Origin of the sequence: Duganella alba (assembly GCF_009674495.1) — a bacterium.
Taxonomy (GTDB): Bacteria; Pseudomonadota; Gammaproteobacteria; order Burkholderiales; family Burkholderiaceae_D; genus Rugamonas; species Rugamonas alba.
Window position 1 is genome coordinate 13,968 of record NZ_WKJN01000014.1, and the last position, 24,520, is coordinate 38,487.

Here is a 24,520-nt window from a genome sequence, read left to right on the forward strand (position 1 = left end):
CGATTTTGCCCGGGGCAAAACGATGCGTCAGAACACTTCCCACTCGCCCCATTCCTGGGCGGACGAATTGCGTTGCAGCGTAGCCTCGCTGCCGCCGATCTGGCTGGTCCAATATTTGTGGCGCAGGCCATCCTGCTCGATCTGGCCGGCGAAGGGCGGAATCCGCAATCCATGCGCGATCTGGCTCTGGGCGTAGCCGAGCGCCTCGCTGGACAGTTTTGGCAGGCCGATGCGTTTTCGGGTCGGGATGTGCTGCTTGTAATACTCCAGATAATGTCCCAGCCGGGCGGAGAAATCCGACGCCGCATATTTTCCAGCCACAATGGCATCAAATTTTTCCCGCGATTTGACGTAAGGGTGGCCGGCCTGGCCAAACCAGCGGGTATCCGGATACTGGCGCCAGCCACCATACTCAAACAGCAATGTTTCCAGCGAAATGGGCTGATCGCCCTGCGGCGCCGTTTTGCCGCCATACCCTACCTGGAAACAGGCGCTCACCAGGAAATAATAAAGCGCGGTGATCCGGGCGTAGAATTCCGTGTCGCGCTGCGCGAGTTTCAGCGCTTTCCACTTTTCTTCATTTCCGTAAGACAAACCGGGATACGTCGCCAGATAATCCCCGATTTCCGGGTAATACGGCATAAAGCCGTTGGCAAAAAACGAGAACTCGGGATTGATATGGTTCGACCAATATAACTGGGTCATCCCATCAATGGAAATGAGTTCCAGCAAATCATCTCTCATGCCCGAAAAAACTATATCGCTGAGAAAGAATGGCACATCCAGTAATGCCGAGTTGACCGTGATGCGGTGCTTGTTCGGCGTCCAGCTATAGCTGGTCGCTTCGGCGCCATGGGCGCGAATGGCGACCAGGTGCTCGCGGAACGTCGGCGAGGGTTTGACGCGGTCAAAGCGGTGGCGCGTCACGTAATTGTTGGCGTCCAGCAGATTTAACGCGGCCAGCAGGGGAATCTTTTGATGCGATTCCTGGATCGACATTTTTTGCTCGGGCGCTTCAACAACAAAAATATTTTGTTGGCGGAAATAATCCTTCAGGGCCGGGTAGGCATCCAGTTCCCCCATCCAGGTCGAAAAAATGATGAGGTCCACTATTCCCTCGGAGCGCAGCGCCACCAGGGCTCTGGTCGTGTCGAGGGCTTTGGCTTCGTCGCGAACTTTGCCGGTGATAAGCGAGGTGATTTGCATTTTTTTCGGGGGAATGAAGTGGCAAACAGTGGGGTTAAGCTGGTCAAATTCTTTGCGCAACGATACCATTGCACGCGAGAAATGGGTACTATAAAATCTTCCGGATTCGACTTGACATAATCAGTGATGAAGATACTAGCACATAGGGGTTTCTGGACCGAAGCGCCAGAGAAAAACGCGCTCATCGCGTTTGAGCGGGCGTTGCACGAGGGCTTCGGGATCGAGACCGACCTCCGCGATGCGCAGGGGCGTGTGGTAATTTCACACGATATGCCAACCGGCGGCGAAATGCCGCTCGATGATTTCCTGGCCTTGTGCGCCGCCCATCCGCAATCGCGGCCACTGGCGCTGAACATCAAAGCCGACGGCCTGCAAACGCTGGTGCGCGAGGCCCTGGCCCGGCACCGGATCGACGATGCCTATGTGTTCGACATGGCGGTGCCGGACGCGCTGGGCTATCTGGCGCAAGGCGTGCCGGCCTACACCCGTTGCAGCGAATATGAACTGTCGCCACCGTTTCTGGAGGCCGCCGTGGGGATCTGGCTCGATGCCTTCCGCGGCGAATGGTATACCATGGCGAACGTCGCCGACTGGCTGGCCCAGGGCAAGCAGGTCTGCCTGGTGTCGCCGGAATTGCACAAGCGTCCGCACCTGGCCTTCTGGCAGCAACTGAAAGACGCCGGCCTGCACCAGCAGGCGTCGCTCAGCCTGTGCACCGATTTCCCTACTATTGCAAGGCAGTTCTTCCATGGCCAAAATTAAAGCTGTTATTTTCGATATGGACGGGGTCCTGATCGATGCCAAGGAATGGCATTACGAAGCGCTGAACCGCGCGCTGGGCCTGTTTGGCATGGAAATCAGCCGCCATGACCACCTGATCACCTACGACGGCTTGCCGACCAAGACCAAGCTGAAGATGCTCTCCATGGAGCGCGGCCTGCCGCAGGCGCTGCACGGCTTTATCAATGAGATGAAGCAGGTCTACACGATGGAAGTGATCTACGCCAAGTGCAAGCCGATCTTTCACCACCAGTTTGCGCTGACCCGCCTGCAACATGAAGGCTATCGCATGGCGGTGTGTTCGAATTCGATCCGGCACACGATCGAGATGATGCTGGAGCGCGCCAGCCTGATGCCGATGCTGGAGTTCTTCCTGTCGAATGAAGACGTGCAACTGCCGAAGCCGGCGCCGGAAATCTACAACGTGGCCATTGCGCGGCTGGGGCTGCAGCCGGACGAATGCCTGATCGTCGAGGACAATCCGAACGGCATCAAGGCGGCGCGCGAATCGGGCGCGCATGTGCTGTGCGTCAACGATGTCAGCGAAGTCAATTACCTCACCATCAAACAGAAAATTGCCATGATTGAGGCCGAACATGCTTAATATTTTGCTGCCGATGAGCGTGCCGTCATCGTTCTTCGAAACGCCGGAATATCCCTTCCCCAAGCCACTGGTGGAGATCTTCGGCAAGCCGATGATCCAGCACGTGCTGGAGAATCTGGCGAGCATCAAGGAAGAGAAGCGCTTCATCTTCGTGCTGAGCGAAGAGGACTGCACGCGCTTCCACCTGGACAGCACGCTGCGCCTGCTGGCAGGCCCCAGCAGCATCTTCATCCGCCTGCGCCAACCGACGCGCGGCGCGGCCTGCAGCGCGCTGCTGGCCATCGAGCACATCGGCAATGACGAGCCGCTGCTGATCGTGAATGGCGACCAGATTTTCGATGTCGACCTGAACGATTACCTGGCCGAATTGAACGCCATGCAGGCCGATGCCGGCTGCATCACCTTCAACTCCGTGCATCCGCGCTGGTCGTATGTGCTGATCGAAAACGAGAGCGATGTGGTGGAGACGGCCGAGAAGCGGCCAATCAGCCGCCATGCCATCGCTGGTTTCTACTACTTCAAGCACGGCAGTGATTTCGTGCGGGCGGCGCAGCATTCCATCCGCAAGGAAGCGTCGATTGACGGCGTGTTCTACATCGCCCCGGTGCTCAACGAAATGGTGCTGCTGAACCGCCGCGTCAAGGCGCTGGCGGTGGCCAACGAGTCCTATCACACGTTTTATTCGCCGAAGAAGATCGAAGAATACGAAATGCGCCGCGCGTAAGGGAAAAAGCTATGCAAGTATTCAAGCAGGACGACATGATCCGCGGCTGGTTCGTCGGCGATTTCACGCCGACGGCGCTGGCCACCCAGGCCGCTGAAGTGGGCGTGAAAAGCTACGCCGCCGGCATGAGCGAGGCGCGCCACTACCACAAGATCGCCACCGAAATCACCATGATCCAGAGCGGCCGCGTGACCATGAACGGCGTGGAATACCGGACCGGCGACATCATCGTGATCGCCCCGAACGAGTCCACCGATTTCAACGTGCTCGAAGATACCGTCACCGTGGTGGTGAAGGTGCCGGGGGCGATCAACGACAAATACCTTGGAGATGCAACGGCATGCTGAACATTGTGCTTCCCATGGCCGGGCACGGCAGCCGCTTTGCCAAGGCCGGCTACACCGATCCGAAACCGCTGATCCCGGTATTCGGCCAGCCCATGATCGAGCTGGTCATCGAGAACCTGCGCCCGGCGCAGCCGCACCGCTTTATCTTCGTGTGCCAGCAGGAACACCTGGAGCGCTACGCGCTGGGCGAACGCCTGCTGCAGATCGCGCCGGGCAGCGCGGTGATTCCGGTGCAGCAGGTGACCGAAGGCGCGGCGTGCACGGTGTTGCTCACGCGCGAGCTGATCGATAACGACCAGCCGCTGATGATCGCCAACTGCGACCAGTATATCGACGTCAGTATCGATGACTACCTGGCGCGCCAGCAGGGCGTCGACGGCCTGATCATGACCATGACGGCGGACGATCCGAAATGGTCTTTCGTGCGCCTGAATGACAATGACGAGATCACCGAAGTGGTTGAAAAGCAGGTGGTGTCGCACGAAGCCACCGTCGGCATCTACAACTATGCGCGCGGCAGCGATTTTGTCGCGGCGGCCGACGCCATGATTGCCCAGGATCTGCGCGTCAACGGCGAGTTTTATGTGGCGCCGGCCTACAACAGCATGATCGCCAAGGGGCAAAAGCTGGCGTACTACAATATCGGAGCGGACCGCGCCGGCATGTATGGCCTGGGCGTTCCGTCCGACCTGGATTATTTCATCGCCCACTGCGGCGAGTTGGTGGCGCGCCGCAGCGCATGACCGCTAAGCCAGCGGCTTGCGCATGAAGACGCTGTAGGGATCGTCGGGATAGCCGCCATACGGGCCGCAGCGCGCGAAGCCGTGGCGGGTGTAGAGGCCGATCGCCTCCGGTTGCGCCGGGCCGGTCTCCAGCACCAGCAGCGGACAGCCGGCGTCGCGCGCGGCGTGTTCCAGCGCGTCCATCAGGCGACGCGCCAGGCCCCGGCCGCGCAGGGCCGGCTGCACATACATGCGCTTGATCTCGCCGTATGCCGGCGACAGCACCACCGCGCCGCAGCCGACGATGGCGCCGGCCGCGTCGCGGGCGACCGCGAACTTCACTTCCGGCTGCATCAGCGCGTTCAGGTCCAGCGCGTAGACCGATTCCGGCGGATACAAGGTCATCTGATAGGCATCGAGGTCGGCGATCAGGGCGATCACTTCCGGCTGGTTGGGCGTTTCGAAGGCGATGTGCATGGCGGACAGTTTGTTGGATGATGTAATCCAGTATAATGGATTAAATGGATATCAACAAATTGATCGCCAGCCGCGTGCTGGCCCTGCGCGAAGCGCGCCAGTTGTCGCTGACGGCCCTGGCCGAGCGCAGCGGCGTCAGCCGTTCCAATATTTCGCTGATCGAGCGCGGCGAGAGCAGCGCCACCGCCACCGTGCTGGACAAGCTGGCCGGCGCGCTGGGCGTCACGCTGGCCTCGCTGTTCGACGCGGCCCAGGACGCGCCAGCGGCGCCGTCGCCGTTGAGCACGGCCGACACGCAGGCGGTGTGGACCGATCCGGCATCCGGCTACGTGCGGCGTCAGTTGTCGCCGGCGGCGCGCTCGCCGCTGCAACTGGTGGAAGTGATCTTCCCGCCGGGCCAGCGCGTCGCCTACGGCCAGGTGCGGCGCGAGGCCGACACGCATCAGCAGGTGTGGCTGCTGGAAGGCGTGATGGACATCACCGCCGGCGACGGCAGCTGGCGCCTGCATCCCGGCGACTGCCTGGCCTTCCGCGAAGACCAGCCCATCACTTACGCCAATCCCGGCGCCGCACCCGCCCGCTACCTGGTCGGCCTGGTGACGCTGCCGTTCGCTTAATCCTTGGAAGCTGGCGAGATGGTTTTGCTGACCTTGCCTGTTGCGTCCAGCATCTGGATTTCAGTGGCGCCGTTGGCGCTGACCAGCAGCATCATGCGCACGCGGCCCTGGGCGTCCTTCAGTTGCAGCGCCGAACCGTGGTCGCGCGTGTTGCCGAGCCAGATGCGGTTGACGCTCAGTCGCTCTTCTTCCGTCAGCTTTTGCCAATAGGCTGCGCGCTGCTCGGGCGCCAGCGTGCGCGCCTCGTCGGCGAAGCGGTGGATGTCGGCCATCGAGGTTTTCTGGAAATAGGGCACGTCGTTGATCTTGATGCCGGTTTGCTGGTGATTGGCGCTGTCGTTGGTCAGCAGTTGCAGCGTCTGGTCCTGGCGGAAGCGATCGAAGGTCAGCGACAGGCCGGAGGATACCTTGCCGTCGTCGCTGATGCCGCCTTTCTGGATCAGGCCGCCGTTCTCGGTGCCTTCGTCGTTGATGAACAGCATGCCGGCGAATGCACGGCGGTCCGGCCGTTCGCCTTCCTTGCCCTGCATGAAGTCGCCGGGGAATTGGGCGCGGTTGGAAATCACCAGCCGCCTGGTGCCGTCCGGCTCGACGATGTTGATGCGGCCGACGGTGATGTCGTCGAACTCGGCGTGCTTGCCCGGATCGCGCGCGCCGGTCAGCAGCATCACAGCTACCAGGGCGCCGGCCATGGCGGCGGCGCCGGCAAAGAAGGTCCTAAGCTGCGACATGGCGACCTCCGGCGGCTTTGCGCATGCGCCATTCGACCACCAGCAACAGCAGCCCGCCAAACATCAGCAGCGCGCCCAGGTATTGCAGGATCTGGTTTTGCGCCGGCCGCACGTTGGTCACGTCGACCAGCTCGAACTTGCGCCTGCCGCCGGCGGCCGGTTCAAAAAATACGCCGCCCCGATTACCCCATACCTCGATGGTCTGGACCTTGACCCGGTTGGCTTCGAACTCGGCCTGCGATTTCATGAATTCTTCCAGGGTGAGCGTGTGCGCCTGCACTTTCAGGTTGCCGATCTTGATGAACTGTTCGAAGATCTGGTCCGACTCGCCCTCCAGGATCACGCCGGGCGACTTGTATTTGTACAGGTTGTTGGCGTAGAAGATGCCGTCGTTGGCAGCCAGCATCAGCGCGAAGCCAAGCAGGCAGGCGGCCGCCGCGCTCCAGATGTATTGGCGGGCGTCGTGCAGGCGGCGCTTCACCTCGCCGTTGAGGAACTGGCTGACTTCCGGAATATGGCGCAAGCTGGTGTGCAGGACGGTGCGGTCGATATCGGCCAGCACCTCGCCGGGCGACAGTTGCAGCGACTTGACGATGGCGCTGAACATGTCGGCCGACGGCTGCGACTTGTCGTTCTCCAGCTTGGACAGGTAGGACTGCTCGATGCCGATCGCTTCCGCGAACTGCGGCTGCGTCAGATTTTTCTCGGTGCGGATCTGTTTCAGCTTTTCCCCAAAATTCATCTGTATGTCCCTTTTTATGGTGAGCTTGAGGCGTATTCTTCTGGATTCACGCGGGAATGAGAAGCTGAATATGGCGGAATATACGTGAATATCGCCCCAAGCCGCCGTGGCGAGCCGGGCGGCGCATCAACTTTTCGCTCTATAACGACGCCCCCCCTCAAAACGGAGGCGGCGCGATCGCGCAAGCAGCGGCGCACGTTGAAACAGATTCACGATGATCTAAAAGACGTGGGGGTCGGGGCTTACGACAGGGGGGGGCGGCGTTCGCGAGGACCTGGAGAGCGGGACAATCCGGCCAGCAAACGAACACCTGGTTGGTAACTTGTTGAGGATGGCGTGAACGTTGGCATAGATATCTCCCGTATTTTTTAATCGACAAAGGCTGCAAAGATTTCTAGGTCATATGTACTTCCTCTCTTGGAAAATATTAAGTTGTAGGCATCACAACCGTCCTTAATTTTTTTGGGAAGCGGAACTGCAATATTAAGTAGTTTCCCAACTTCACTTGAGCTAACTCCAGACTTGATATTTATTTTTGTTGTTACTTTTTTATTTTCTTCAGTTAAAATATATTCAATATTTATATCATTTATTTTTACTTTATATAAAGGCGCATTTTTATCGTAAAAACTAACGAATTTTTTATTTTCGAGATTTTTCTCATCATTAATGATTGAGGTGGCTATATTTATTTCTTTCTCAATGAGTTTACAAATATTGTTGTATTGATCATGTTTATGATCGACCGGACCGGTGGTTGATTCAGTTTGCCCTAGCGCATCTGTCGTTAATAATTGAAAAATTCCTAGAGCTAAACTTGCCCAAAAAAAAACGCTTACTTAGTTTTCTCTTAATCAACATATTTCCTCCCTGAGAAATTTTTACTTGCCTTATTTGGTTGAACTTATGTAAAGATATATAAAGACATGTAGGGAAAACTCACTTAATGTAACAAATGAGTATTTTTTGAGTGATGGTGTCTTTTTAGTAAGTTCGAGTCGAGGAAAGTGTGGGTGTGCATCGTCCGCGACACTTTGAGATTCTGCACCTCGGTGGCTTCCTCGATGTATTTGTCGACGACACTGGCAACTCGGATCGCACCGGTACTTAGGCCCGGTGTGATTTTTCGGGTTATCATGTCGGCCTCTGTCGTCTTTGCCCATGCAATCGCGTCTTGCTTTTTGTTAAAGTTCTGAGACATCGATGGAAATCCGTGCTTTCGAATCCTGGCTTGTCACTTGTCACCGATTGATAGAATAGTTGCTATCAATCATTTTTTTTGGTTCTTGATAGAAAAGTTTTTGACAAAACTATCTTAGAGGAACGATTGGCTGTGTGGCAAAAGTTGTGGCAGCTGGGAGTGAAAAGTCGTGAGTCTTTAATGAAGTCTTAAGAAGTTAAAAAATGCAATATACGTTTGAAAATCAAGTACATACAGAAAAAATGGGCGGTCGAAGGATTTCCGTGGCCCCCATGATGGACTGGACCGACCGCCATTGCCGCGTGTTCCACCGCCACATCAGCCAGCACACCTGGCTGTATACGGAGATGGTGACCACCGGCGCGCTGGTCTACGGCGACGTCGAGCGCCACCTGCGCTTCAACGAGGAGGAGCATCCGGTCGCCCTGCAACTCGGCGGCAGCGATCCGGCCGACCTCGCCACCAGCGCCAGGCTGGGCGAGAAGTGGGGCTACGACGAAATCAACCTGAACTGCGGTTGCCCGTCCGAGCGCGTGCAGAAGGGCGCGTTTGGCGCCTGCCTGATGGCCGAGCCGCAACTGGTGGCCGACTGCGTCAAGGCGATGCGCGACGCGGTGTCGATCGACGTCACCGTCAAGCACCGCATCGGCATCGACGACGTGCAAAGCTACGACTTCGTCCGCGATTTCGTCGGCAAAGTGGCTGATGCCGGCTGCACCACGTTCATCGTGCACGCCCGCAATGCGATCCTGAAAGGCCTGTCGCCGAAGGAAAACCGTGAAATCCCGCCGCTGAAGTATGACTACGCCTACCAGCTCAAGCGCGACTTCCCTGACTTCGAAATCATCATCAACGGCGGCATCAAGACCGAAGCCGAAATCGACGAGCATTTGAAGCACCTGGACGGCGTGATGCTGGGCCGCGAGGCCTATCACAATCCGTTCGTGATGGCCAATTTCGACCAACGCTACTATGGTGATAGCCGCGCGCCGAAGACCCGCGATCAGGTGCTCGAAGCGATGATCCCCTACATTCAAGCCCAGCTGGCCCTGTACAGTCCGCACGGCATGAAGCTCAATTCCCTCACGCGCCACATGCTGGGTCTGATGACCGGCTTGCCCGGCGCCCGTGCCTTCCGTCAGACTTTGTCCGACTCCAAAAAGCTCGCCCTCGGCGACGCCAATCTCCTGCTGGAAGCCGCAGCCCGCCTGCGTATTGCTGCGTAGAAATACGTATTTACACAAACTTTTATCGGGTGTGGTGGAATTTCCACGTAGAAAGTTCGTTTGCGTATTTTGGAGGCAGTAAATGCTTGCTTTGAGGCAAAATTTGCATCTATAATTCCTGAATATACACACATATCCACCGTCTTTCGTGTTGTATTGCGGTTCCAAAAAACTACATGCTGGCTGCCGGTGGACCTGCAAATTTTTGCATTCGCAGTCATTGTTTGCTACTGTCACAGCTTATTACTTATCAGCAAGGGTTTTGTTTGGGCGCCGCACATTGAGCCGTGCGTCGTTCAGGGCAACTTCTATCAACAGTCACTTAAGAAGAAGACGAAATGAATTTAGCAAAAATGAAAGTCGGAACGCGGCTGGGCCTCGGATTCGCCCTGGTGCTGGTGTTCCTGGTCGCCGTGACTGCTGTCGGCATCCTGCGCATGTCGCAGATCCAGAACCGTCTCGATCACGTGATCAACGTCAATAACGTCGTCTCCCGTCTGGTGCTGGATATGCGCAACAACGTCGCCGAGCGCGTCAACTCGCTGCGCGTGCTGACCATGATCGCCGACCCGGCCGACATGGAAGCGGACATGAACCGCATCAAGGAACTGGCCGGCAAATACGCCGAGTTCCAGGCCAAGCTGACCACGCAGTTCAACGCCGAATCGACTCCGGAAGAAAAAGCCCTGCTGACCACCGTCAAGGAAGCGGAAGCCACCGCGATGCCTGCCATCGCCAAGGCCTCGGAACTGTGGCTGGGTAGCAAAGCGGAAGAAGCCACCCGCGTGCTGGTCAAGGAAATCCGTCCAGCGCAGAAAAAATGGATGACCGCCCTGGAGCAACTGGGCGCGCTGGAAGACAAGATGAATGCGCAGATGCAGGTCGATGCCGCCAGCGGCTTCTCCAGCGCCCGCAGCTTCATGATCATCATGGGCCTGCTGGCCGTGGCGATCTCGGTGGCCGCCGCCCTGGTCATCACCCGCAGCCTGCAGAAACAGCTGGGCGGCGAGCCGGACTACACCGCATCGATCGCCGGCGCCATCGCTGGCGGCGACCTGTCGATCTCGATCAACACCACCGGCGCCGACAAGAACAGCCTGGTCTTCGAAATGCGTGAAATGCGCAACAGCCTGCGCGACATCGTCAGCCAGGTGCGCACCGGCACCGAGACCATCGGCACCGCCTCGCGTGAAATCGCCGCCGGCAACGTCGACTTGTCGTCGCGTACCGAAATGCAGGCCTCGTCGCTGGAGAAAACCGCCTCGGCCATGGACGAGCTGACCTCGACCGTGAAACAGAACGCCGACAACGCCCGTGAAGCCAACCAGCTGGCCTCGGCCGCTTCGGATGTGGCGGTCAAGGGTGGCCAGGTGGTGTCGCAAGTGGTCGACACCATGAGCTCGATCGACGCCTCGGCCAAGAAAATTGTGGACATCATCGGCGTGATCGATGGCATCGCCTTCCAGACCAACATCCTGGCGCTGAACGCCGCGGTGGAAGCGGCCCGTGCCGGCGAACAAGGCCGCGGCTTCGCGGTGGTGGCGTCGGAAGTGCGCAACCTGGCCCAGCGTTCCGCTGGCGCCGCCAAGGAAATCAAGATGCTGATCGATGACTCGGTCGAAAAAGTCGGCGCCGGCACCAAGCTGGTCGGCCAGGCCGGCGTGACGATGGACGAGGTGGTGACCTCGGTGCGTCGCGTGACCGACATCATGAGTGAAATCGCCAATGCCAGCCAGGAACAGAGCGCTGGTATTGCCCAGGTCAACCAGTCCATCATCGAGATGGACAGCATGACCCAACAGAATGCCGCGCTGGTGGAAGAAGCCGCTGCCGCAGCACAAAGCTTGCAAGATCAGGCCGGCGAGTTGTCGCGCGTGGTCAGCATCTTCAAGCTGGTGGAAGGTGAAGAGCGCGCAGCAGTGGCCGCGCCGGCGATGGCCGCCAAGGCAGCCGTTGTCAAACCGATCGCCGCAGCACGGGCTCCTGTGAAGAAACTGGCGACCAAGCCAGCGCCTGCACCGGCAGCCAAACCGAAAAAAGTCGCCGCGGCAGCCAGCACCGCCGGCAGCGATGAGTGGGAAGAGTTCTAAGCAGTTCTAAATTATTTGCCGCAGTCTGCCGTCCGCTGTTGTGGACAGATGGCCCGCTGTGGAGTTCGTTTAACCAGTCGTTAATAACAAATTGTTGGGAAATCGTAATATGAACAAGTCTGTATTCGCCGCCGCCATCCTGTCGATCGCTACCTCGGCTGTGTTCGCCGCTGAAGTGCCAGCTTCGCTGAGCGACAAAAACTGCAAAGCGGAATATCCAAAAGCCTCGCTGATGAACGAAGAGCAGGGCGACGTCACCATGGCCTTCCTGGTCGGCGCCGACGGCAACGTCATGGATTCCAAAGTGGAAAAATCGAGCGGTTACAAAAACCTCGATAAAGCCGCCCTGAAAGCACTGAGCGCCTGCAAATTCAAACCAGGCACCAAGGATGGCGCTGTAGCCCAGACCTGGACCAAGGTCGACTACAGCTGGAAGCTGTAATCAGTCTCAACCGGGCCATGCACCGGGCATGGCCTGCTCGCCGGATTCTTACACTTTTGGGGAAATCAGATGTTTACAAACAAGCGTTGGTTGAGTGTGATCGCAGCAGTGCTGGTATCGGGCACCGCTTTTGCCGCTGAAGTTCCTGCATCGTTCGATGCCAAGAACTGCAAGGCCGAATATCCGAAGGCATCCCTGATGAACGAAGAGCAGGGCACGGTCTCGATGTCGTTCCTGGTCAAGCCGGACGGCAGCGTCGCGGACTCGAAAGTGGACAAGAGCAGCGGCTTCAAGAATCTGGACAAGGCCGCCATCAAGGCGCTGAGCGCCTGCAAGTTCAAGCCGGGCACCAAGGACGGCGCCCCGGCCGAGACCTGGACCAAGGTGGATTACGCCTGGAAGCTGGACTGAGCGGCTGCGGCCTGAGCAAAAAAGGAACCCGCGGGTTCCTTTTTTTTCGTGTAACACGCGGGTTGTAATAAACTGTAATGGGACGCGAAGCGTGCTGCGCTTCCTTATATAGTACGATCTGGATTGAGGAGAAACCGCCATGAAAACTATCGTTATCGCCGTTGCCGCGCTGGCGGCGCTGACCGGCTGCGCCACGCAGCGTCCAGCTTATTACACCACTGCCCGCGTGCAGGATCCGTACCAGTGGCACACCGTGTCGGTGCTGCCGTCCGGCGCGCAGACGCAATCGGGCACCTGGACCGAGGAATTGCCGGCGCAGCAACCGGCGCGCGTTGTCTACAGTACCGAGCCGAGCTACGCCACCACCACCTACGTCACCCAGCCGGTGTACTACGCACCGGCGCCCGTGTATTACGCGCCGGCGCCGTCGTACTACTACCCGCCGGTATCGATCGGCCTGGACTTTTCGTTCGGCCATTGGTGCTGCGGCGGCGGTCGTGGCTGGGGCGGACGCGGCTGGGGCGGCTACCACCGCCGCTGATCGCTTGCGGACGTAAAAAATCCCGCGGCGCCTGGGAAGGCGCGGCGGGATTTTTTTTGTCTGGTGAGCTGGTGACGCTTAACGCATCACGTAGATGGAAGACTGGTGCAGCACGTTTTCCGAGCACAGTTCGTAGGCCGATGCGCCGGCTACAGTGATCAGCAAGGCGCCAAATGCGATGTGTAGATAACGTGCCATGACAGGCTCCTGAAAGTAGGTGGGAACTGGAATAACTCCAGAATAGTCCACCCCCTGTCTTCCAGGAATCAGCCAAACGTCCGACGAAATGTAGGACTAAAGCTTGTGTCTATCTTTCAGTCAACTTTTACTTGGTTTTCCACAGCGTGACCGGATTGGCCGGCGCCGTGTCGAGCGCGTTGGCGCGTTCCAGCCACAGGTTCAGGCGTTCCGGTTGCTTCAGGTGGATGCCCATGCCGTCGATGGTGCCGATCTGTTCCAGGTTGCTGGCGTTGATCTTGGCCTTGGACACGGTCGGCGCGCCGGCCACCATGCGGTCGTAGGCTTTGCGGGCCTTGTTTTCCCATTTGTGCAGGCTGCTGTCGTCGAAGCGGTTGGCCTCGAAGTAGACGGTCAGCGTGCCGTCCGGGTTGCCGAAGCCGACGATGCCGGCGCCCAGGCGGATCGCCGAGTTGGCGTTCGGATCGAAGGTTTCGGAGGGCACGAAGACGGCGGCGCGGCCATCGATGTCCGGGCGGCCGATCGGCGTGTCTTTGCTGTAGGTGCTGACTTCAGTGATAGGTTTTTCTTGAGACATACACTTATGCGGTTCTGGGGGATAAGTAGAGGTATTGCGAGGCTTTGCATACGCATGCAACGATCGTTCCATTGTAGCGGGAATCCAGTTCCAGCGGGCAATAAGCATGGCCAAAAAGTTGTAACGTTACGCATTAGTAAGGACATTGCGCTATAGTTGGCAGCATGATAGCCACAGGAGGCCTGCATGCCATTGCACCAGGGACTGAGCGTTTTCATTATTGACGACAACGAGATGACGCGCAGCTTGTTGCGCGTGATTATCCAGGGCGACCAGTTCGACGTGGTGGGCGACGCCGCCACCGCCGAATCAGCCCGCACCCGCCTGCGCTCGCAGCGCGCCGACATCATCTGCCTCGACGTGCAGCTGCCCGACGGCGACGGCCTGAGCCTGTTGAACTGGATTAGCGAGAAGCAGCCGAAAGCGGCGGTATTGATGGTCACGGCCAGCACCGAGCGCAGCACCGTGGAGCAATCCTTGCGCAACGGCGCCAAGGGCTACATCGTCAAACCCTTCACGCCCGGCGCGGTGATGGACACGCTGGAAAAAATCGCCACCCAGATCCGCGCCCAGCGCGCTGCGGCCAGGGGCTAGAGACAGCGGATGGATGCCACCACGGCGCCAATGATTGCCACGGAAAATCCCGCCATGCGCCAAGTGAGCTGGTAGACCGCATCGTTAAGCTCTGCTTTGGTGGCAAAAGTATGGGACACGTGCGCTTGAAATGCTTGTTGATTGCTGGCGAGGACATCCAGCTTGCCATTGATGACCGCTAGCTCTTCCTTGGTCGCGTAATTGGATTGAATCACTGCAACCGCCTTGATGAGCTCGTTCATGATCGCAGGTTGTTGTTCAGAAGAGGGTAGATGATCATCCTGCTGCTCCGATTCGATGTCAAGCAAGCTCTTGCGCGCCATGGCGGCCTCCGTTGGTTATCGGAGCAGGCTAGCTTGTGTCGCGTATGTCAGCGTAGAGGTGCATCAAACGGCGGCTGAAACGCAAAAAGCCCAGTCCTGGGACTGGGCTTTTTACTTAATTCTTTGGGGTGGCTGATGGGGCTCGAACCCACGACAACAGGAATCACAATCCTGGACTCTACCAACTGAGCTACAGCCACCACTGATTTACTACTTGCTGTTCGACTACTGCTGAACAACGAGCCAGAATTATACAAGCCAGTTCCGATTCCTGCAAATTTAATTACAGCATTCTTTCCGGCGACGCCTCATGGCTTAAACATCAACCTTTTCCACATCCGGCTTCAGGCCCAGCAAATCGGCAAAGGCTTGCGCCAGGGCGACCGCGTCGCCGGTGGTGTAGCCGCGCAGAATGGCCTGACTGTCATCGCCAGCATGCAACAGGCCGGCAGCCTCCAACAGGCGGCCCAGCTGGCGCGCCACGGCGTCGCCGGTGTCGATCAAGGTGACGTCCGCGCGCGCATGGTCGCGCAGCACGCGTTCGATGCCGTCGCGGACAAACGGGTAGTGCGTGCAGCCCAGCACCAGCGTATCGGCGCCTTGTTCCAGCAGCGGCGCGATGTAGCGTTCCAGCATGGCGCCGATGGCTGGCGCGTGCAGGTCGCCTTTTTCAATCTCGTCGACCAGGCCCACCGCCGGTTGCAGCAGGAACTCGGCCTGGGTGGCCGCGCTGATCTGTTCGCGCAGCTGCAGGAACTTGTCGCCCTTGAGCGTGCGCGCCGTCGCCAGCACGCCGACCTTGCCGTTGTGCGTGGCCGCCGCGGCCGGCTTCAGGCCCGGCTCGACACCCACCACCGGCAGCTCCGGATACTTCGCCCGCACCGCCTTGATGGCGGCCACGGTGGCGGTATTGCACGCCACCACCAGCGCCTTGGCGCCGTGCGACAGCAGATAGTCCGTCACCGCCAGCGCGCGGTCGACCACATACTGCTCGGTCTTGTCGCCATACGGCGCATGGCCGGAATCGGCGAAGTACAGCAAGTCTTCGTGCGGCAGCTGCGCGCGGATGTGGCGCAGCACCGACAGTCCGCCCACGCCGGAATCGAAGACGCCGATGGGCGAACCGGGAGCGTGGGCGATCTGCATCAGGCCGTCACGACAGGGACGTTCAGCTGCTCGATGCGGGTCTTCCATTCCGCCGGACCGGTGTTGTGCACCGACGTGCCTTGCGAATCGACGGCCACGGTGACCGGCATGTCGACCACGTCGAACTCGTAGATCGCTTCCATGCCCATGTCGGCAAAGCCCAGCACGCGCGACTGCTTGATGGCTTTCGACACCAGGTAGGCCGAACCGCCCACCGCCATCAGGTAGGCCGACTTGTGCTTCTTGATCGACTCGATGGCGGCAGGGCCGCGCTCGGCCTTGCCGATCATCGCGATCAGGCCGGTTTTCTCCAGCATCATGTCGGTGAACTTGTCCATGCGGGTGGCGGTGGTGGGACCGGCCGGGCCGACCACTTCGTCACGCACCGGATCGACCGGGCCGACGTAGTAGATGACGCGGTTCTTGAAGTCCACCGGCAGCTCTTCGCCCTTGGCCAGCATGTCCTGGATGCGCTTGTGCGCGGCGTCGCGGCCGGTCAGCATTTTGCCGTTCAGCAGCAGGGTCTGGCCCGGCGTCCACGAAGCGACTTCTTCCTTGGTCAGCGTGTTCAGGTCGACGCGTTTCGATTTCTCGGTGTCCGGCGCCCACGACACGTCAGGCCAGGTCGACAGCGGTGGCGGCGTCATGTAGGCAGGACCGGAACCGTCCAGCACGAAGTGGCCGTGGCGGGTGGCGGCGCAGTTCGGAATCATGGCGACCGGCTTCGACGCGGCGTGCGTCGGGTGCATCATGATCTTCACGTCCAGCACGGTGGTCAGGCCGCCCAGGCCTTGCGCGCCGATGCCCAGCGCATTGATCTTGTCGCACAGTTCGATACGCAGTTCTTCCAGCTTGTTCTGCGGGCCGCGCTGCTTCAGCTCGAACATGTCGATGTCTTCCATCAGCACTTCCTTGGCCATCAGCATGGCCTTCTCGGCGGTGCCGCCGATGCCGATGCCCAGCATGCCTGGCGGGCACCAGCCGGCGCCCATGGTCGGCACGGTTTTCAGTACCCAGTCGATCAGCGAATCGGATGGATTCATCATGATCATCTTCGATTTGTTTTCCGAACCGCCGCCTTTGGCTGCGACCTTGACGTCGACGGTATCGCCTTCGACCAGTTCCATGTGGACCACGGCCGGGGTGTTGTCCTTGGTGTTCTTGCGGTCGAAGTGCGGGTCGGCCACGATCGACGCGCGCAGCTTGTTGTCGTCGTAGTTGTAGGCGCGGCGCACGCCTTCGTTGACGGCGTCGGTGACGGTGCCGGTGAAGCCTTCAAAGCGCACACCCATGCCGATCTTCAGGAAGACGTTGACGATGCCGGTGTCCTGGCAGATCGGACGCTTGCCCTCGGCGCACATGCGCGAGTTGGTCAGGATCTGCGCGATGGCGTCCTTGGCGGCCGGGCTTTGCTCGTGCTCGTAGGCGCGGGCCAGGTGCTCGATGTAATCGGCTGGATGGTAATAGCTGATGTACTGAAGCGCGGCGGCAACGGATTCGATCAGGTCTTCTTGCTTTATGATGGTCATGATGTTCTCGCGGGGGTTAATGGGATTCGTTGTGCGTCACCGTGGTGATGCGGTCGGTGTAAGAGATGGCCAGTGCCGACAGCAGGAACACGACATGGATCACCGTTTGCGCGATGATCACTTCCGACTTGTAGGAGCTGGCGTTGATAAACGTCTTCAGCAAATGGATCGACGAAATGCCGATGATCGCCATCGCCAGCTTGGTCTTCAGCACCGAGGCGTTGACGTGCGACAGCCACTCCGGCTGGTCCGGATGGGTATCCAGGTTCATGCGGGAGATAAAGGTCTCGTAGCCGCCGATGATCACCATCACCAGCAGATTGGAAATCATCACCACGTCGATCAGGCCGAGCACCACCAGCATGATGGTGGTTTCATTGAGCTTGTCCGGCACCGGCGCGTTGGGCACGGCGACGGCCTGGAAGATGTGCTGCAGCGCTGCGTCGTTGCCAAGCGCGGCGCCGATCAAGTCCTTCAGCTCGACCCAGAAGTGGAACACGTAGACGCACTGCGCCAGGATCAGGCCCAGGTACAGCGGCAACTGCAGCCAGCGGGTCATGAAGATAAAGGCGGGCAGGGGACGCAGCTTCTGCTTTGGCTCGGTCATTAGGGCAAAACTCCTGGAAATGAGGCAGACTATGAAAACTGCCGACATTTTACACGCGCTGCCGAGCGGCCGCATCGGAACGCTGCATTGAATTATTGGTAAAATTGTCCGGCACACCATTCTCCGCCGGGGATGGGGCAGGCTGTAAGGGCGCAGTAAGCGATAGCGTTTATGTTGCTAGCAAACGATTACAACATTTTGGAGACACCATGAGCACCACTACCCAACAAGGTCCACAGGAATCCCGCGTCTTCGCGCCACCGGCGGCGTTTGCAGCACAAGCCGCCGTCTCCGGCATGGACGCCTACAACGCGCTGTGCGCCGAAGCCGAAGCCGACTACGAAGGCTTCTGGTCGCGCCTGGCGAAAGAACATCTGGACTGGCAAACGCCGTTCACCAAAACCCTCAACGAAGACAACGCGCCGTTCTACAAATGGTTTGAAGACGGCAAGCTCAACGTCTCGTACAACTGCCTCGACCGCAATCTGACCAACGGCAACGCCGACAAGACCGCCATCATCTTCGAAGCGGATGACGGCACGTCGACGCGCGTGTCGTACAAGGAACTGCACGAAAAAGTCTGCAAGTTCGCCAACGGCCTGAAGGCGCGCGGCATCAAGAAAGGCGACCGCGTCATCATCTACATGTCGATGTCGGTCGAAGGCGTGGCCGCCATGCAGGCCTGCGCGCGCATCGGCGCCACGCACTCGGTGGTGTTCGGCGGCTTCTCCGCCAAGTCGCTGCAGGAGCGCATCATCGACGCTGGCGCGGTGGCCGTCATCACCGCCGACGAACAACTGCGCGGCGGCAAACACCTGCCGCTGAAAGCCATCGTCGACGAAGCGCTGGGCCTCGGCGGCTGCGACACCATCAAGGATGTGATCGTCTACAAACGCACCGGCGGCGCCATCACCTTCAAGGAAGGCCGCGACCTGTGGCTGCATGAACTGGTCGAAGGCCAGTCGGCGGTGTGCGAGCCGGAGTGGGTGGACGCCGAGCATCCGCTGTTCATCCTGTACACGTCCGGCTCGACCGGCACCCCGAAAGGCGTGCAGCATTCCAGCGGCGGCTACCTGCTGTGGGCGGCGCTGACGATGAAATGGTCGTTCGACCTGAAGCCGTCCGACGTCTACTGGTGCACCGCCGACATCGGCTGGGTGACCGGCCACAGCTACATCGCCTACGGCCCGACCGCGGTGGGCGCGACGCAAGTGGTGTTCGAAGGCGTGCCGACCTACCCGAACGCCGGCCGCTTCTGGGAAACCGTGGCCAAGCACAAGGTCAACATCTTCTACACCGCGCCGACGGCGATCCGTTCGCTGATCAAGGCATCGGACGTCGATCCGAAAGTCCATCCGAAAAACTACGACCTGTCGTCGCTGCGTTTGCTGGGCACGGTGGGCGAGCCGATCAATCCGGAAGCCTGGATGTGGTACTACACGCAGGTCGGCGGCGAGCGTTGCCCGATCGTCGATACCTTCTGGCAGACCGAAACCGGCGGCCACATGATCACGCCGCTGCCAGGTGCGACGCCGATGGTGCCGGGTTCGTGCACCCTGCCGCTGCCGGGCATCATGGCCGCGATTGTGGATGAGGCGGGTGTGGATGTGCCGAACGGGCAGGGCGGTATCCTGGTCGTCAAGCGTCCATGGCCGTCGATGATTCGTACCATCTGGAATAACCCTGAGCGCTTCAAGACGTCGTACTTCCCTGAAGAGCTGGGCGGCAAGATGTACCTGGCTGGCGATGGCGCGATCCGCAACAAGGACACCGGCTACTTCACCATCACCGGCCGTATCGATGACGTGCTGAACGTGTCGGGTCACCGCATGGGCACGATGGAGATTGAATCGGCGCTGGTGGCCAATCCGCTGGTGGCGGAGGCGGCGGTGGTCGGCAAGCCGGATGACACGACGGGGGAATCGATCTGCGCGTTCGTGGTGCTGAAGCAGGCGCGTCCGACTGGCGACGACGCCAAGAAGATCGCGCTGGAGCTGCGCAACTGGGTGGCCAAGGAGATTGGCCCGATCGCCAAGCCGAAGGAGATTCGTTTCGGCGACAACCTGCCGAAGACGCGTTCAGGCAAGATCATGCGTCGTCTGCTGCGCGTGCTGGCCAAGGGCGAGAGCATCACGCAGGATGTGTCGACGCTGGAGAATCCGGCCATTCTGGAGCAATTGAAAGAGACCTCGTAAGATGCGTCATTCCCGTGCAGGCGGGAATCCCATCCGGGTGTGATCTGAGTGTCATGACTTAGCGGCAAATAATCTTGGTACTGTCCGGAATCTTTGCTATAATCTGGCGCTTCCCGGATGTAGGGGAAATGCAGGAGAGGTGGATGAGTGGTTGAAGTCGCACGCCTGGAAAGCGTGTATAGGGTCAAACCTATCGGGGGTTCGAATCCCCCTCTCTCCGCCAAGGACACAAAAGCAAAAAGCCACCCTCGGGTGGCTTTTTTGTTTTGTGCCTGGGCGGAGAGAAGCAGAGCGCCTGCGCGCTCTGCGCGGGGAATTCGAAGGCATCGCCCCTACCGGGGCGAGCCGCTCCGAATCGCCCGATTGCCACCGCTGCGCGGTGGCGCGCCGAAGGCGCCGCGCGCAGCGCAAAATTCCTAAAAGCATCATTCTCTCTCGCAAATGTCCAAAGGCCGGCACGTCTCATTGGGTGGCGTGCTCAGTCATGATGAGCGTTTGTGCCTTTGCCGAGGTTAAGCAGAATCGAGACTCTTTGACTCGGTGTCGATTAATTGCAGCGCTGCATGCGACAGCAGGCCGCTGCGCGTTTCATGGCGAATGATTGCATATCGGTCAATCTTGTTCAAAACAAACCGAGGCAGGCTGATGTTAATGCGCTCCGGTTTGCTGTCCAGCTTGTCCAGATCGAGAGTGACCAATGCCCAAATCCCACCGGCATGTGTTGGATTTCTCTGCAAATCCTCAATCTTGTTCTTAGTGATGTCTATCGTCTCGCCCAACTCCAGTAGAGTTTCGATGTGACTGGCGATAGCCTCTTTGACGTTTTTCAACGCATCTTCTATGGTATCGCCCCAAGAATGAACGCCTTTAATGTCAGGTACGTTCACGCCGTACACGCTACCTTCGTCTTTGAAAATGACAACTGGGATGTCCATTTGTTGCCCCCTGTACCTCATTCCCGAGTGTGTGATCCTACTACATACAAGAACGTATTTGTGTAGCAGTGATGGGCGTCAAACGACAAATGCGCCGAAGGATGAAATCCTTGGCGCATGTGGCTGAGTGCAGTGTTTGCAGGTCTAACAGGAAGGGGCAGGACTGGACGAGTTGTTAGAGACTCGTGCCAACAAATCAGTTTCGCTTCGCCTGACCGATAACGCTTGCCACCTTGGTTGTAATCATATCAACCGCCGGGCCATTGGCGCCATGGGGAATGATGATGTCGGCGTTGCGCTTGGTGGGTTCGATGAATTGCTTGTGCATCGGGCGTACCGTTTCCAGGTACTGGCCGACGACGCTCTCCACCGAGCGGCCGCGTTCGGTGATGTCGCGTTGCATGCGGCGGATGAAGCGGATGTCGGAGGCGGTGTCGACGTAGATCTTCAGCGACATCATGTCGCACAGGTCCGCGTCGTACAGGGCAAACAGGCCTTCGATCACGATGACCGGCGCTGGCTTGACGGTGATGGTGCGGTCGGAGCGATTGTGAAGCGTGAAGTCGTACTCCGGCATTTCGATCGTTTCGCCGTTGCGCAACGCCTGGATATGCTGCACCAGCAACGACCATTCAAAGGCTTGTGGGTGGTCGTAATTCTGCTGGGGACGGATTTCAGGACTGAGGTGGGTTTGGTCGCGGTAGTAATCGTCCTGCATCACGACCGAGACCATATCTGCGCCAAACGCAGCGAGCACTTTCTGGGACACAGTGGACTTGCCACTGCCGCTACCGCCTGCGACGCCAATAATAAACGGTTGGAAGGAAATCGTATTCATGCCGAATGATACCGGAATCGCGCCCGAATCGACAGGGGAAGGCCCGGAATTGGCGGCTTTAGCCCTTGCCGCCAAAGGCAAATCTTCCTTCCGTGGCATGCCATTTTGTTAAAAAAATGGCCGCACCTCGACCGGGGCGCGGCAGGCGATTGCGGCTTTGCATCCCCACTCCAGCGCCTCATCCAGGCTCTGTGCTTCGAGCACCCAGAAGCCGCCGATGTGCTCCTTGGTTTCCAGATACGGGCCGTCGGTGATGCTCGCTTTGCCGTCCGCCTGGGCGCGGATCGAGCGGGCATTGCTTGCCGGGCGCAAGCCGCCGACAAAGATCCTGATCCCGGCGGCGACCATTTCGTCGTTCAGCACATCGATATCGCGGTGCATGGCTTCATCTTCCATCGCGGCTGGGTCGTAATTGTCGGGATGGTGAATCGCTACAAGATATTGGGTCATGATGGTTCCTTTCTCGTCTGTTCAATATAGACGAACGACACGCCCCAATATCGACAATCACGTTTCCGTGTCGCAGATCCGGTCGCGGCCGGCGGACTTGGCCTGGTAGAGACGACGGTCGATGCGGTCCAGGAACACGCTCGGATCATCCTGCGAGCCGGGCACGATGGTGCCGACGCCCATGCTGGTGGTGATCTGGCGGCCGACGCCGGAGCGGGCGTGCGGGATTTCCTTCTGCGCCAGCAGCTTGCGGCAGCGCTCGGCGACGTTGCGGGCGGCGGCTTCGTCCGTGGCCGGCAGCAGCAGAACGAACTCCTCGCCGCCGAAGCGGGCGCACAGGTCGCGCGAGCGCGACGCGCCGGTGTCCAGCGACTGGGCCACGCGGCGCAGGCATTCGTCGCCCTGTACATGGCCGTAGTGGTCGTTGTATTGCTTGAAGTAGTCGATATCGATCACCACCAGCGACAGCGGCTCGCCCGTGGCGCGCGCCTTGGCCCATTCGACCGGGTACAGGGTGTCGAACATGCGGCGGTTGGCCACGCCGGTCAGGCTGTCGCGGTAGGACAGCACTTCCAGTTCGCGCTGGAGTTGCAGGATTTTGTCTTCGGCCTGCTTGCGCGCGGTGATGTCGAACATGAAGCCGACCAGCGATGCAACACTGCCGTCTGCGTTGCGCACCACGTGCACCACGTCACGGATCCAGACATAGTCGCCGTCGTTGGTCAGCGCACGGTAATCGGCCTCGTGGTCCACGCCGCTTTGCGACTGGGCGACGCAGAAGTCGACGGTCTTCTGGCGGTCTTCCTCGTGGATGCGCTCGGCCCAGTCGTTCACGGACAGCCAGCTGGATTGCTTCCAGCCCAGCAGTTCTTCGATTTGCGGACCGATGTAGGTGAATTGCATCGTGGCCCAGTCGATCTGCCAGGGAATGGCGCGGGTGGATTCAAGCAGGGTGCGATAAACGCTGGCGTCGGGAGGCGAGGAGGTCATTGGGGCAGACGGAAAAGGCGGAAAGGGCATGATTCTGCCACGGAGTGACTACGGCGTTGATATTTTGATCCAGTGCCGTCCGCCAAGCACCGTGACGCCGACCAGGGTGATGGCGGCGGCCAGGTGCATCATCAGGTCGACCAACTCGCCGGCGACCGGGTGGCAGAATCCCAGCAGGATCTGCGTCATGGCCGCCACGCCCACGCCGGCGATGGCCAAGCTGCGCGCCGGATGCAGCGCGCGCGTGCGGCGTAGGGCGGCCACCACCAGCACGACCATGGGCGCACCGGCCAGCAGCATGAAGGTGTAGCAGTATTGGCCGTCGCCGAGCTGGCCCACCGGGTCCGGCGACAGCGTGGCATCGATCAGTCCGACCAGCAGCCAGGCGACGGACAGGGCGATCAGCCAGCGCCGGTGGGTAATGCGGTGTCCTGCGATGCTCAGGGCGAAGGCGGTCTTGATCGCCAGCGCGCCCAGGCAAAACGAGACCAGCATCCACAGGCCCGCCCACAGCGCGCCGGGATGCGACCAGTCCGCCGTGCCGCGATCCATCAGCAGCGAGGCCAGCAATCCGCTCGGCAGGGCCAGCAGCATCAGGCCGGCCGCGCGCGGCCAGGCAGGGGCGGTGCGTTTGACCGGATGGGCCTGGCTGGCAAGCTGTTCTATCAGGGCGTCGTGATTAGTCATAGTCGGTATTTCTATCTCGGCGTAGCGTGGTCAGGGCGCGATGCAGGACGGATTTCACCGCCGACAAGGTCATCCTGCTGGCGGTTGCCGCGTCGGCAAGGCTCATTTCGGACAGGTGCACCATCTCCACCATGTTGCGCTGCCGTTCGGGCAGGCGGCTCAACAGGCTGCCCACCTGCTGCTGGATGGCCAGCTGCTCATGCCCTTGGGCGATGGATTCGTCCGCATGCTCGAACACGGCTTCCTCATCGATCACTTCCCAGCATTCGCGGCGGCCGCGCGCGCGCAGGGCGTCAATCGCGCGGGCCGAGGCGATGGCGGACAGCCACGGCAAGAACGGCCGGCTCGGGTCATAGGTGTGGCGGACGCGGTGCACGGCCATTAGCACGTCCTGTACCACGTCTTCCACCAGCGCCTCGTCCTGGCGAATTTTCCGCCGCACCAGTCCGCGCACGGCGGGTACGATGGCCTTCAGCAACCGGGCATAGGCGAGCTGGTCGCCATCCTGAGCGCGCACCATCAGCAGCGGCCACGCGGCGCTGGCGGTGTCGTTCTCGGATGGCGGCGTATCTCTCAAATCTGCTTTCCGG

At 59.6% G+C, this 24,520-nt stretch carries 28 protein-coding genes and 2 tRNA genes; 14 read left to right on the forward strand and 16 right to left on the reverse strand.

Annotated features, from left to right (window positions below):
- Positions 1-27: 27 nt before the first annotated feature.
- On the reverse strand, positions 28-1,206 hold the full coding sequence (locus GJ695_RS15270; RefSeq protein ID WP_154366136.1) for a hypothetical protein: 1,179 nt from the start codon (positions 1,204-1,206) through the stop codon (positions 28-30).
- Positions 1,207-1,494: 288 nt separating this feature from the next.
- On the opposite strand from GJ695_RS15270, the gene GJ695_RS15275 reads away from it, so the two are divergent.
- The 5 genes from GJ695_RS15275 to GJ695_RS15295 are packed head-to-tail and all read left to right on the forward strand — an operon-like array spanning position 1,495 to position 4,404.
- A complete protein-coding gene (locus GJ695_RS15275) occupies positions 1,495-1,968 on the forward strand; it encodes a PI-PLC domain-containing protein (protein ID WP_208023412.1) in 474 nt (157 codons plus the stop codon).
- On the forward strand, positions 1,955-2,590 hold the full coding sequence (locus GJ695_RS15280) for an HAD family hydrolase (RefSeq protein WP_154366139.1): 636 nt from the start codon (positions 1,955-1,957) through the stop codon (positions 2,588-2,590). The genes GJ695_RS15275 and GJ695_RS15280 overlap by 14 nt, the downstream gene beginning before the upstream one ends.
- Positions 2,583-3,314 (forward strand): glycosyltransferase family 2 protein, encoded by a 732-nt coding sequence (locus GJ695_RS15285; protein WP_154366141.1) that lies wholly within the window; start codon positions 2,583-2,585, stop codon positions 3,312-3,314. The genes GJ695_RS15280 and GJ695_RS15285 overlap by 8 nt, the downstream gene beginning before the upstream one ends.
- A gap of 11 nt (positions 3,315-3,325) precedes the next feature.
- Positions 3,326-3,661 (forward strand): cupin domain-containing protein, encoded by a 336-nt coding sequence (locus tag GJ695_RS15290; RefSeq protein WP_154366143.1) that lies wholly within the window; start codon positions 3,326-3,328, stop codon positions 3,659-3,661.
- Positions 3,655-4,404, forward strand: a complete 750-nt coding sequence (locus tag GJ695_RS15295) for a glycosyltransferase family 2 protein (protein ID WP_154366145.1) — start codon at positions 3,655-3,657, stop codon at positions 4,402-4,404. The genes GJ695_RS15290 and GJ695_RS15295 overlap by 7 nt, the downstream gene beginning before the upstream one ends.
- 3 nt (positions 4,405-4,407) lie before the next feature.
- On the opposite strand, the gene GJ695_RS15300 is transcribed toward GJ695_RS15295, so the two are convergent.
- Positions 4,408-4,860 carry a GNAT family N-acetyltransferase gene (locus GJ695_RS15300; RefSeq protein WP_154366147.1) on the reverse strand — a complete coding sequence of 151 codons (453 nt, stop codon included), beginning with the start codon at positions 4,858-4,860 and terminating at the stop codon, positions 4,408-4,410.
- Between the two features lie 44 nt (positions 4,861-4,904).
- Here GJ695_RS15300 and GJ695_RS15305 point away from each other — a divergent pair, with 44 nt between their 5' ends.
- Positions 4,905-5,477 (forward strand): helix-turn-helix domain-containing protein, encoded by a 573-nt coding sequence (locus tag GJ695_RS15305; RefSeq protein ID WP_154366149.1) that lies wholly within the window; start codon positions 4,905-4,907, stop codon positions 5,475-5,477.
- On the opposite strand, the gene GJ695_RS15310 is transcribed toward GJ695_RS15305, so the two are convergent.
- The gene (locus GJ695_RS15310) at positions 5,474-6,208 is read right to left on the reverse strand and encodes a hypothetical protein (protein WP_154366151.1); all 735 of its coding nucleotides are present in this window, start codon (positions 6,206-6,208) and stop codon (positions 5,474-5,476) included. The genes GJ695_RS15305 and GJ695_RS15310 overlap by 4 nt on opposite strands.
- Entirely contained in the window at positions 6,195-6,950 is a 756-nt protein-coding gene (locus GJ695_RS15315) for a helix-turn-helix domain-containing protein (protein WP_154366153.1), read from the reverse strand. Before GJ695_RS15315 ends, GJ695_RS15310 begins: the two co-directional genes overlap by 14 nt.
- Before the next feature lie 1,443 nt (positions 6,951-8,393).
- Between GJ695_RS15315 and dusA the strand changes: the two genes are divergently transcribed.
- The 5 genes from dusA to GJ695_RS15340 all read left to right on the forward strand — a co-directional run bounded on the left by dusA (position 8,394) and on the right by GJ695_RS15340 (position 12,861).
- On the forward strand, positions 8,394-9,377 hold the full coding sequence (gene dusA / locus GJ695_RS15320; RefSeq protein WP_208023411.1) for a tRNA dihydrouridine(20/20a) synthase DusA: 984 nt from the start codon (positions 8,394-8,396) through the stop codon (positions 9,375-9,377).
- Positions 9,378-9,715: 338 nt separating this feature from the next.
- Complete coding sequence (locus GJ695_RS15325) at positions 9,716-11,467, forward strand: methyl-accepting chemotaxis protein (protein WP_229260511.1); 1,752 nt, start codon at positions 9,716-9,718, stop codon at positions 11,465-11,467.
- Positions 11,468-11,576: 109 nt separating this feature from the next.
- Positions 11,577-11,909: an energy transducer TonB gene (locus GJ695_RS15330; protein WP_154366157.1), complete on the forward strand. Its 333-nt coding sequence runs from the start codon at positions 11,577-11,579 to the stop codon at positions 11,907-11,909.
- Between the two features lie 69 nt (positions 11,910-11,978).
- Positions 11,979-12,320, forward strand: coding sequence for an energy transducer TonB (locus tag GJ695_RS15335; protein ID WP_154358880.1), 342 nt, complete (start codon positions 11,979-11,981; stop codon positions 12,318-12,320).
- A 139-nt stretch (positions 12,321-12,459) separates the two neighbouring features.
- A complete protein-coding gene (locus tag GJ695_RS15340) occupies positions 12,460-12,861 on the forward strand; it encodes a hypothetical protein (protein ID WP_154366159.1) in 402 nt (133 codons plus the stop codon).
- Between the two features lie 325 nt (positions 12,862-13,186).
- Here GJ695_RS15340 and GJ695_RS15345 read toward each other — a convergent pair whose 3' ends face one another.
- Positions 13,187-13,636 carry a hypothetical protein gene (locus tag GJ695_RS15345; RefSeq protein WP_154366161.1) on the reverse strand — a complete coding sequence of 150 codons (450 nt, stop codon included), beginning with the start codon at positions 13,634-13,636 and terminating at the stop codon, positions 13,187-13,189.
- Positions 13,637-13,822: 186 nt separating this feature from the next.
- Between GJ695_RS15345 and GJ695_RS15350 the strand changes: the two genes are divergently transcribed.
- Entirely contained in the window at positions 13,823-14,230 is a 408-nt protein-coding gene (locus GJ695_RS15350; RefSeq protein WP_154366163.1) for a response regulator, read from the forward strand.
- On the opposite strand, the gene GJ695_RS15355 is transcribed toward GJ695_RS15350, so the two are convergent.
- The 5 genes from GJ695_RS15355 to GJ695_RS15375 all read right to left on the reverse strand — a co-directional run bounded on the left by GJ695_RS15355 (position 14,227) and on the right by GJ695_RS15375 (position 17,835).
- Complete coding sequence (locus tag GJ695_RS15355) at positions 14,227-14,553, reverse strand: hypothetical protein (RefSeq protein ID WP_154366165.1); 327 nt, start codon at positions 14,551-14,553, stop codon at positions 14,227-14,229. The two genes, GJ695_RS15350 and GJ695_RS15355, sit on opposite strands and share 4 nt — an antisense overlap.
- Positions 14,554-14,677: 124 nt before the next feature.
- Positions 14,678-14,753: transfer RNA gene (locus GJ695_RS15360), tRNA-His, on the reverse strand.
- Positions 14,754-14,868: 115 nt separating this feature from the next.
- A complete protein-coding gene (gene murI / locus GJ695_RS15365; RefSeq protein WP_154366167.1) occupies positions 14,869-15,699 on the reverse strand; it encodes a glutamate racemase in 831 nt (276 codons plus the stop codon).
- The gene (locus GJ695_RS15370) at positions 15,699-17,228 is read right to left on the reverse strand and encodes a fumarate hydratase (RefSeq protein WP_154366169.1); all 1,530 of its coding nucleotides are present in this window, start codon (positions 17,226-17,228) and stop codon (positions 15,699-15,701) included. The genes murI and GJ695_RS15370 overlap by 1 nt, the downstream gene beginning before the upstream one ends.
- A 16-nt stretch (positions 17,229-17,244) precedes the next feature.
- Positions 17,245-17,835, reverse strand: coding sequence for a YqhA family protein (locus GJ695_RS15375; protein ID WP_154366170.1), 591 nt, complete (start codon positions 17,833-17,835; stop codon positions 17,245-17,247).
- 209 nt (positions 17,836-18,044) lie between these two features.
- Here GJ695_RS15375 and acs point away from each other — a divergent pair, with 209 nt between their 5' ends.
- Positions 18,045-20,030, forward strand: a complete 1,986-nt coding sequence (gene acs, locus GJ695_RS15380) for an acetate--CoA ligase (RefSeq protein ID WP_154366172.1) — start codon at positions 18,045-18,047, stop codon at positions 20,028-20,030.
- A 133-nt stretch (positions 20,031-20,163) separates the two neighbouring features.
- Positions 20,164-20,253: transfer RNA gene (locus GJ695_RS15385), tRNA-Ser, on the forward strand.
- Between the two features lie 289 nt (positions 20,254-20,542).
- Here the strand turns inward: GJ695_RS15385 and GJ695_RS15390 are convergent.
- The 6 genes from GJ695_RS15390 to GJ695_RS15415 all read right to left on the reverse strand — a co-directional run bounded on the left by GJ695_RS15390 (position 20,543) and on the right by GJ695_RS15415 (position 24,507).
- Positions 20,543-20,965: a type II toxin-antitoxin system HicB family antitoxin gene (locus GJ695_RS15390; RefSeq protein ID WP_154366174.1), complete on the reverse strand. Its 423-nt coding sequence runs from the start codon at positions 20,963-20,965 to the stop codon at positions 20,543-20,545.
- A 196-nt stretch (positions 20,966-21,161) separates the two neighbouring features.
- On the reverse strand, positions 21,162-21,902 hold the full coding sequence (gene udk / locus GJ695_RS15395) for a uridine kinase (protein WP_229260510.1): 741 nt from the start codon (positions 21,900-21,902) through the stop codon (positions 21,162-21,164).
- 9 nt (positions 21,903-21,911) lie between these two features.
- Positions 21,912-22,253, reverse strand: coding sequence for a YciI family protein (locus GJ695_RS15400; RefSeq protein ID WP_154366176.1), 342 nt, complete (start codon positions 22,251-22,253; stop codon positions 21,912-21,914).
- A gap of 57 nt (positions 22,254-22,310) precedes the next feature.
- A complete protein-coding gene (locus tag GJ695_RS15405; protein ID WP_154366178.1) occupies positions 22,311-23,243 on the reverse strand; it encodes a sensor domain-containing diguanylate cyclase in 933 nt (310 codons plus the stop codon).
- A gap of 48 nt (positions 23,244-23,291) precedes the next feature.
- Positions 23,292-23,930 (reverse strand): LTA synthase family protein, encoded by a 639-nt coding sequence (locus tag GJ695_RS15410; RefSeq protein ID WP_154366180.1) that lies wholly within the window; start codon positions 23,928-23,930, stop codon positions 23,292-23,294.
- Positions 23,923-24,507 (reverse strand): sigma-70 family RNA polymerase sigma factor, encoded by a 585-nt coding sequence (locus GJ695_RS15415; RefSeq protein ID WP_208023410.1) that lies wholly within the window; start codon positions 24,505-24,507, stop codon positions 23,923-23,925. Before GJ695_RS15415 ends, GJ695_RS15410 begins: the two co-directional genes overlap by 8 nt.
- Between the last annotated feature and the right edge of the window lie 13 nt (positions 24,508-24,520).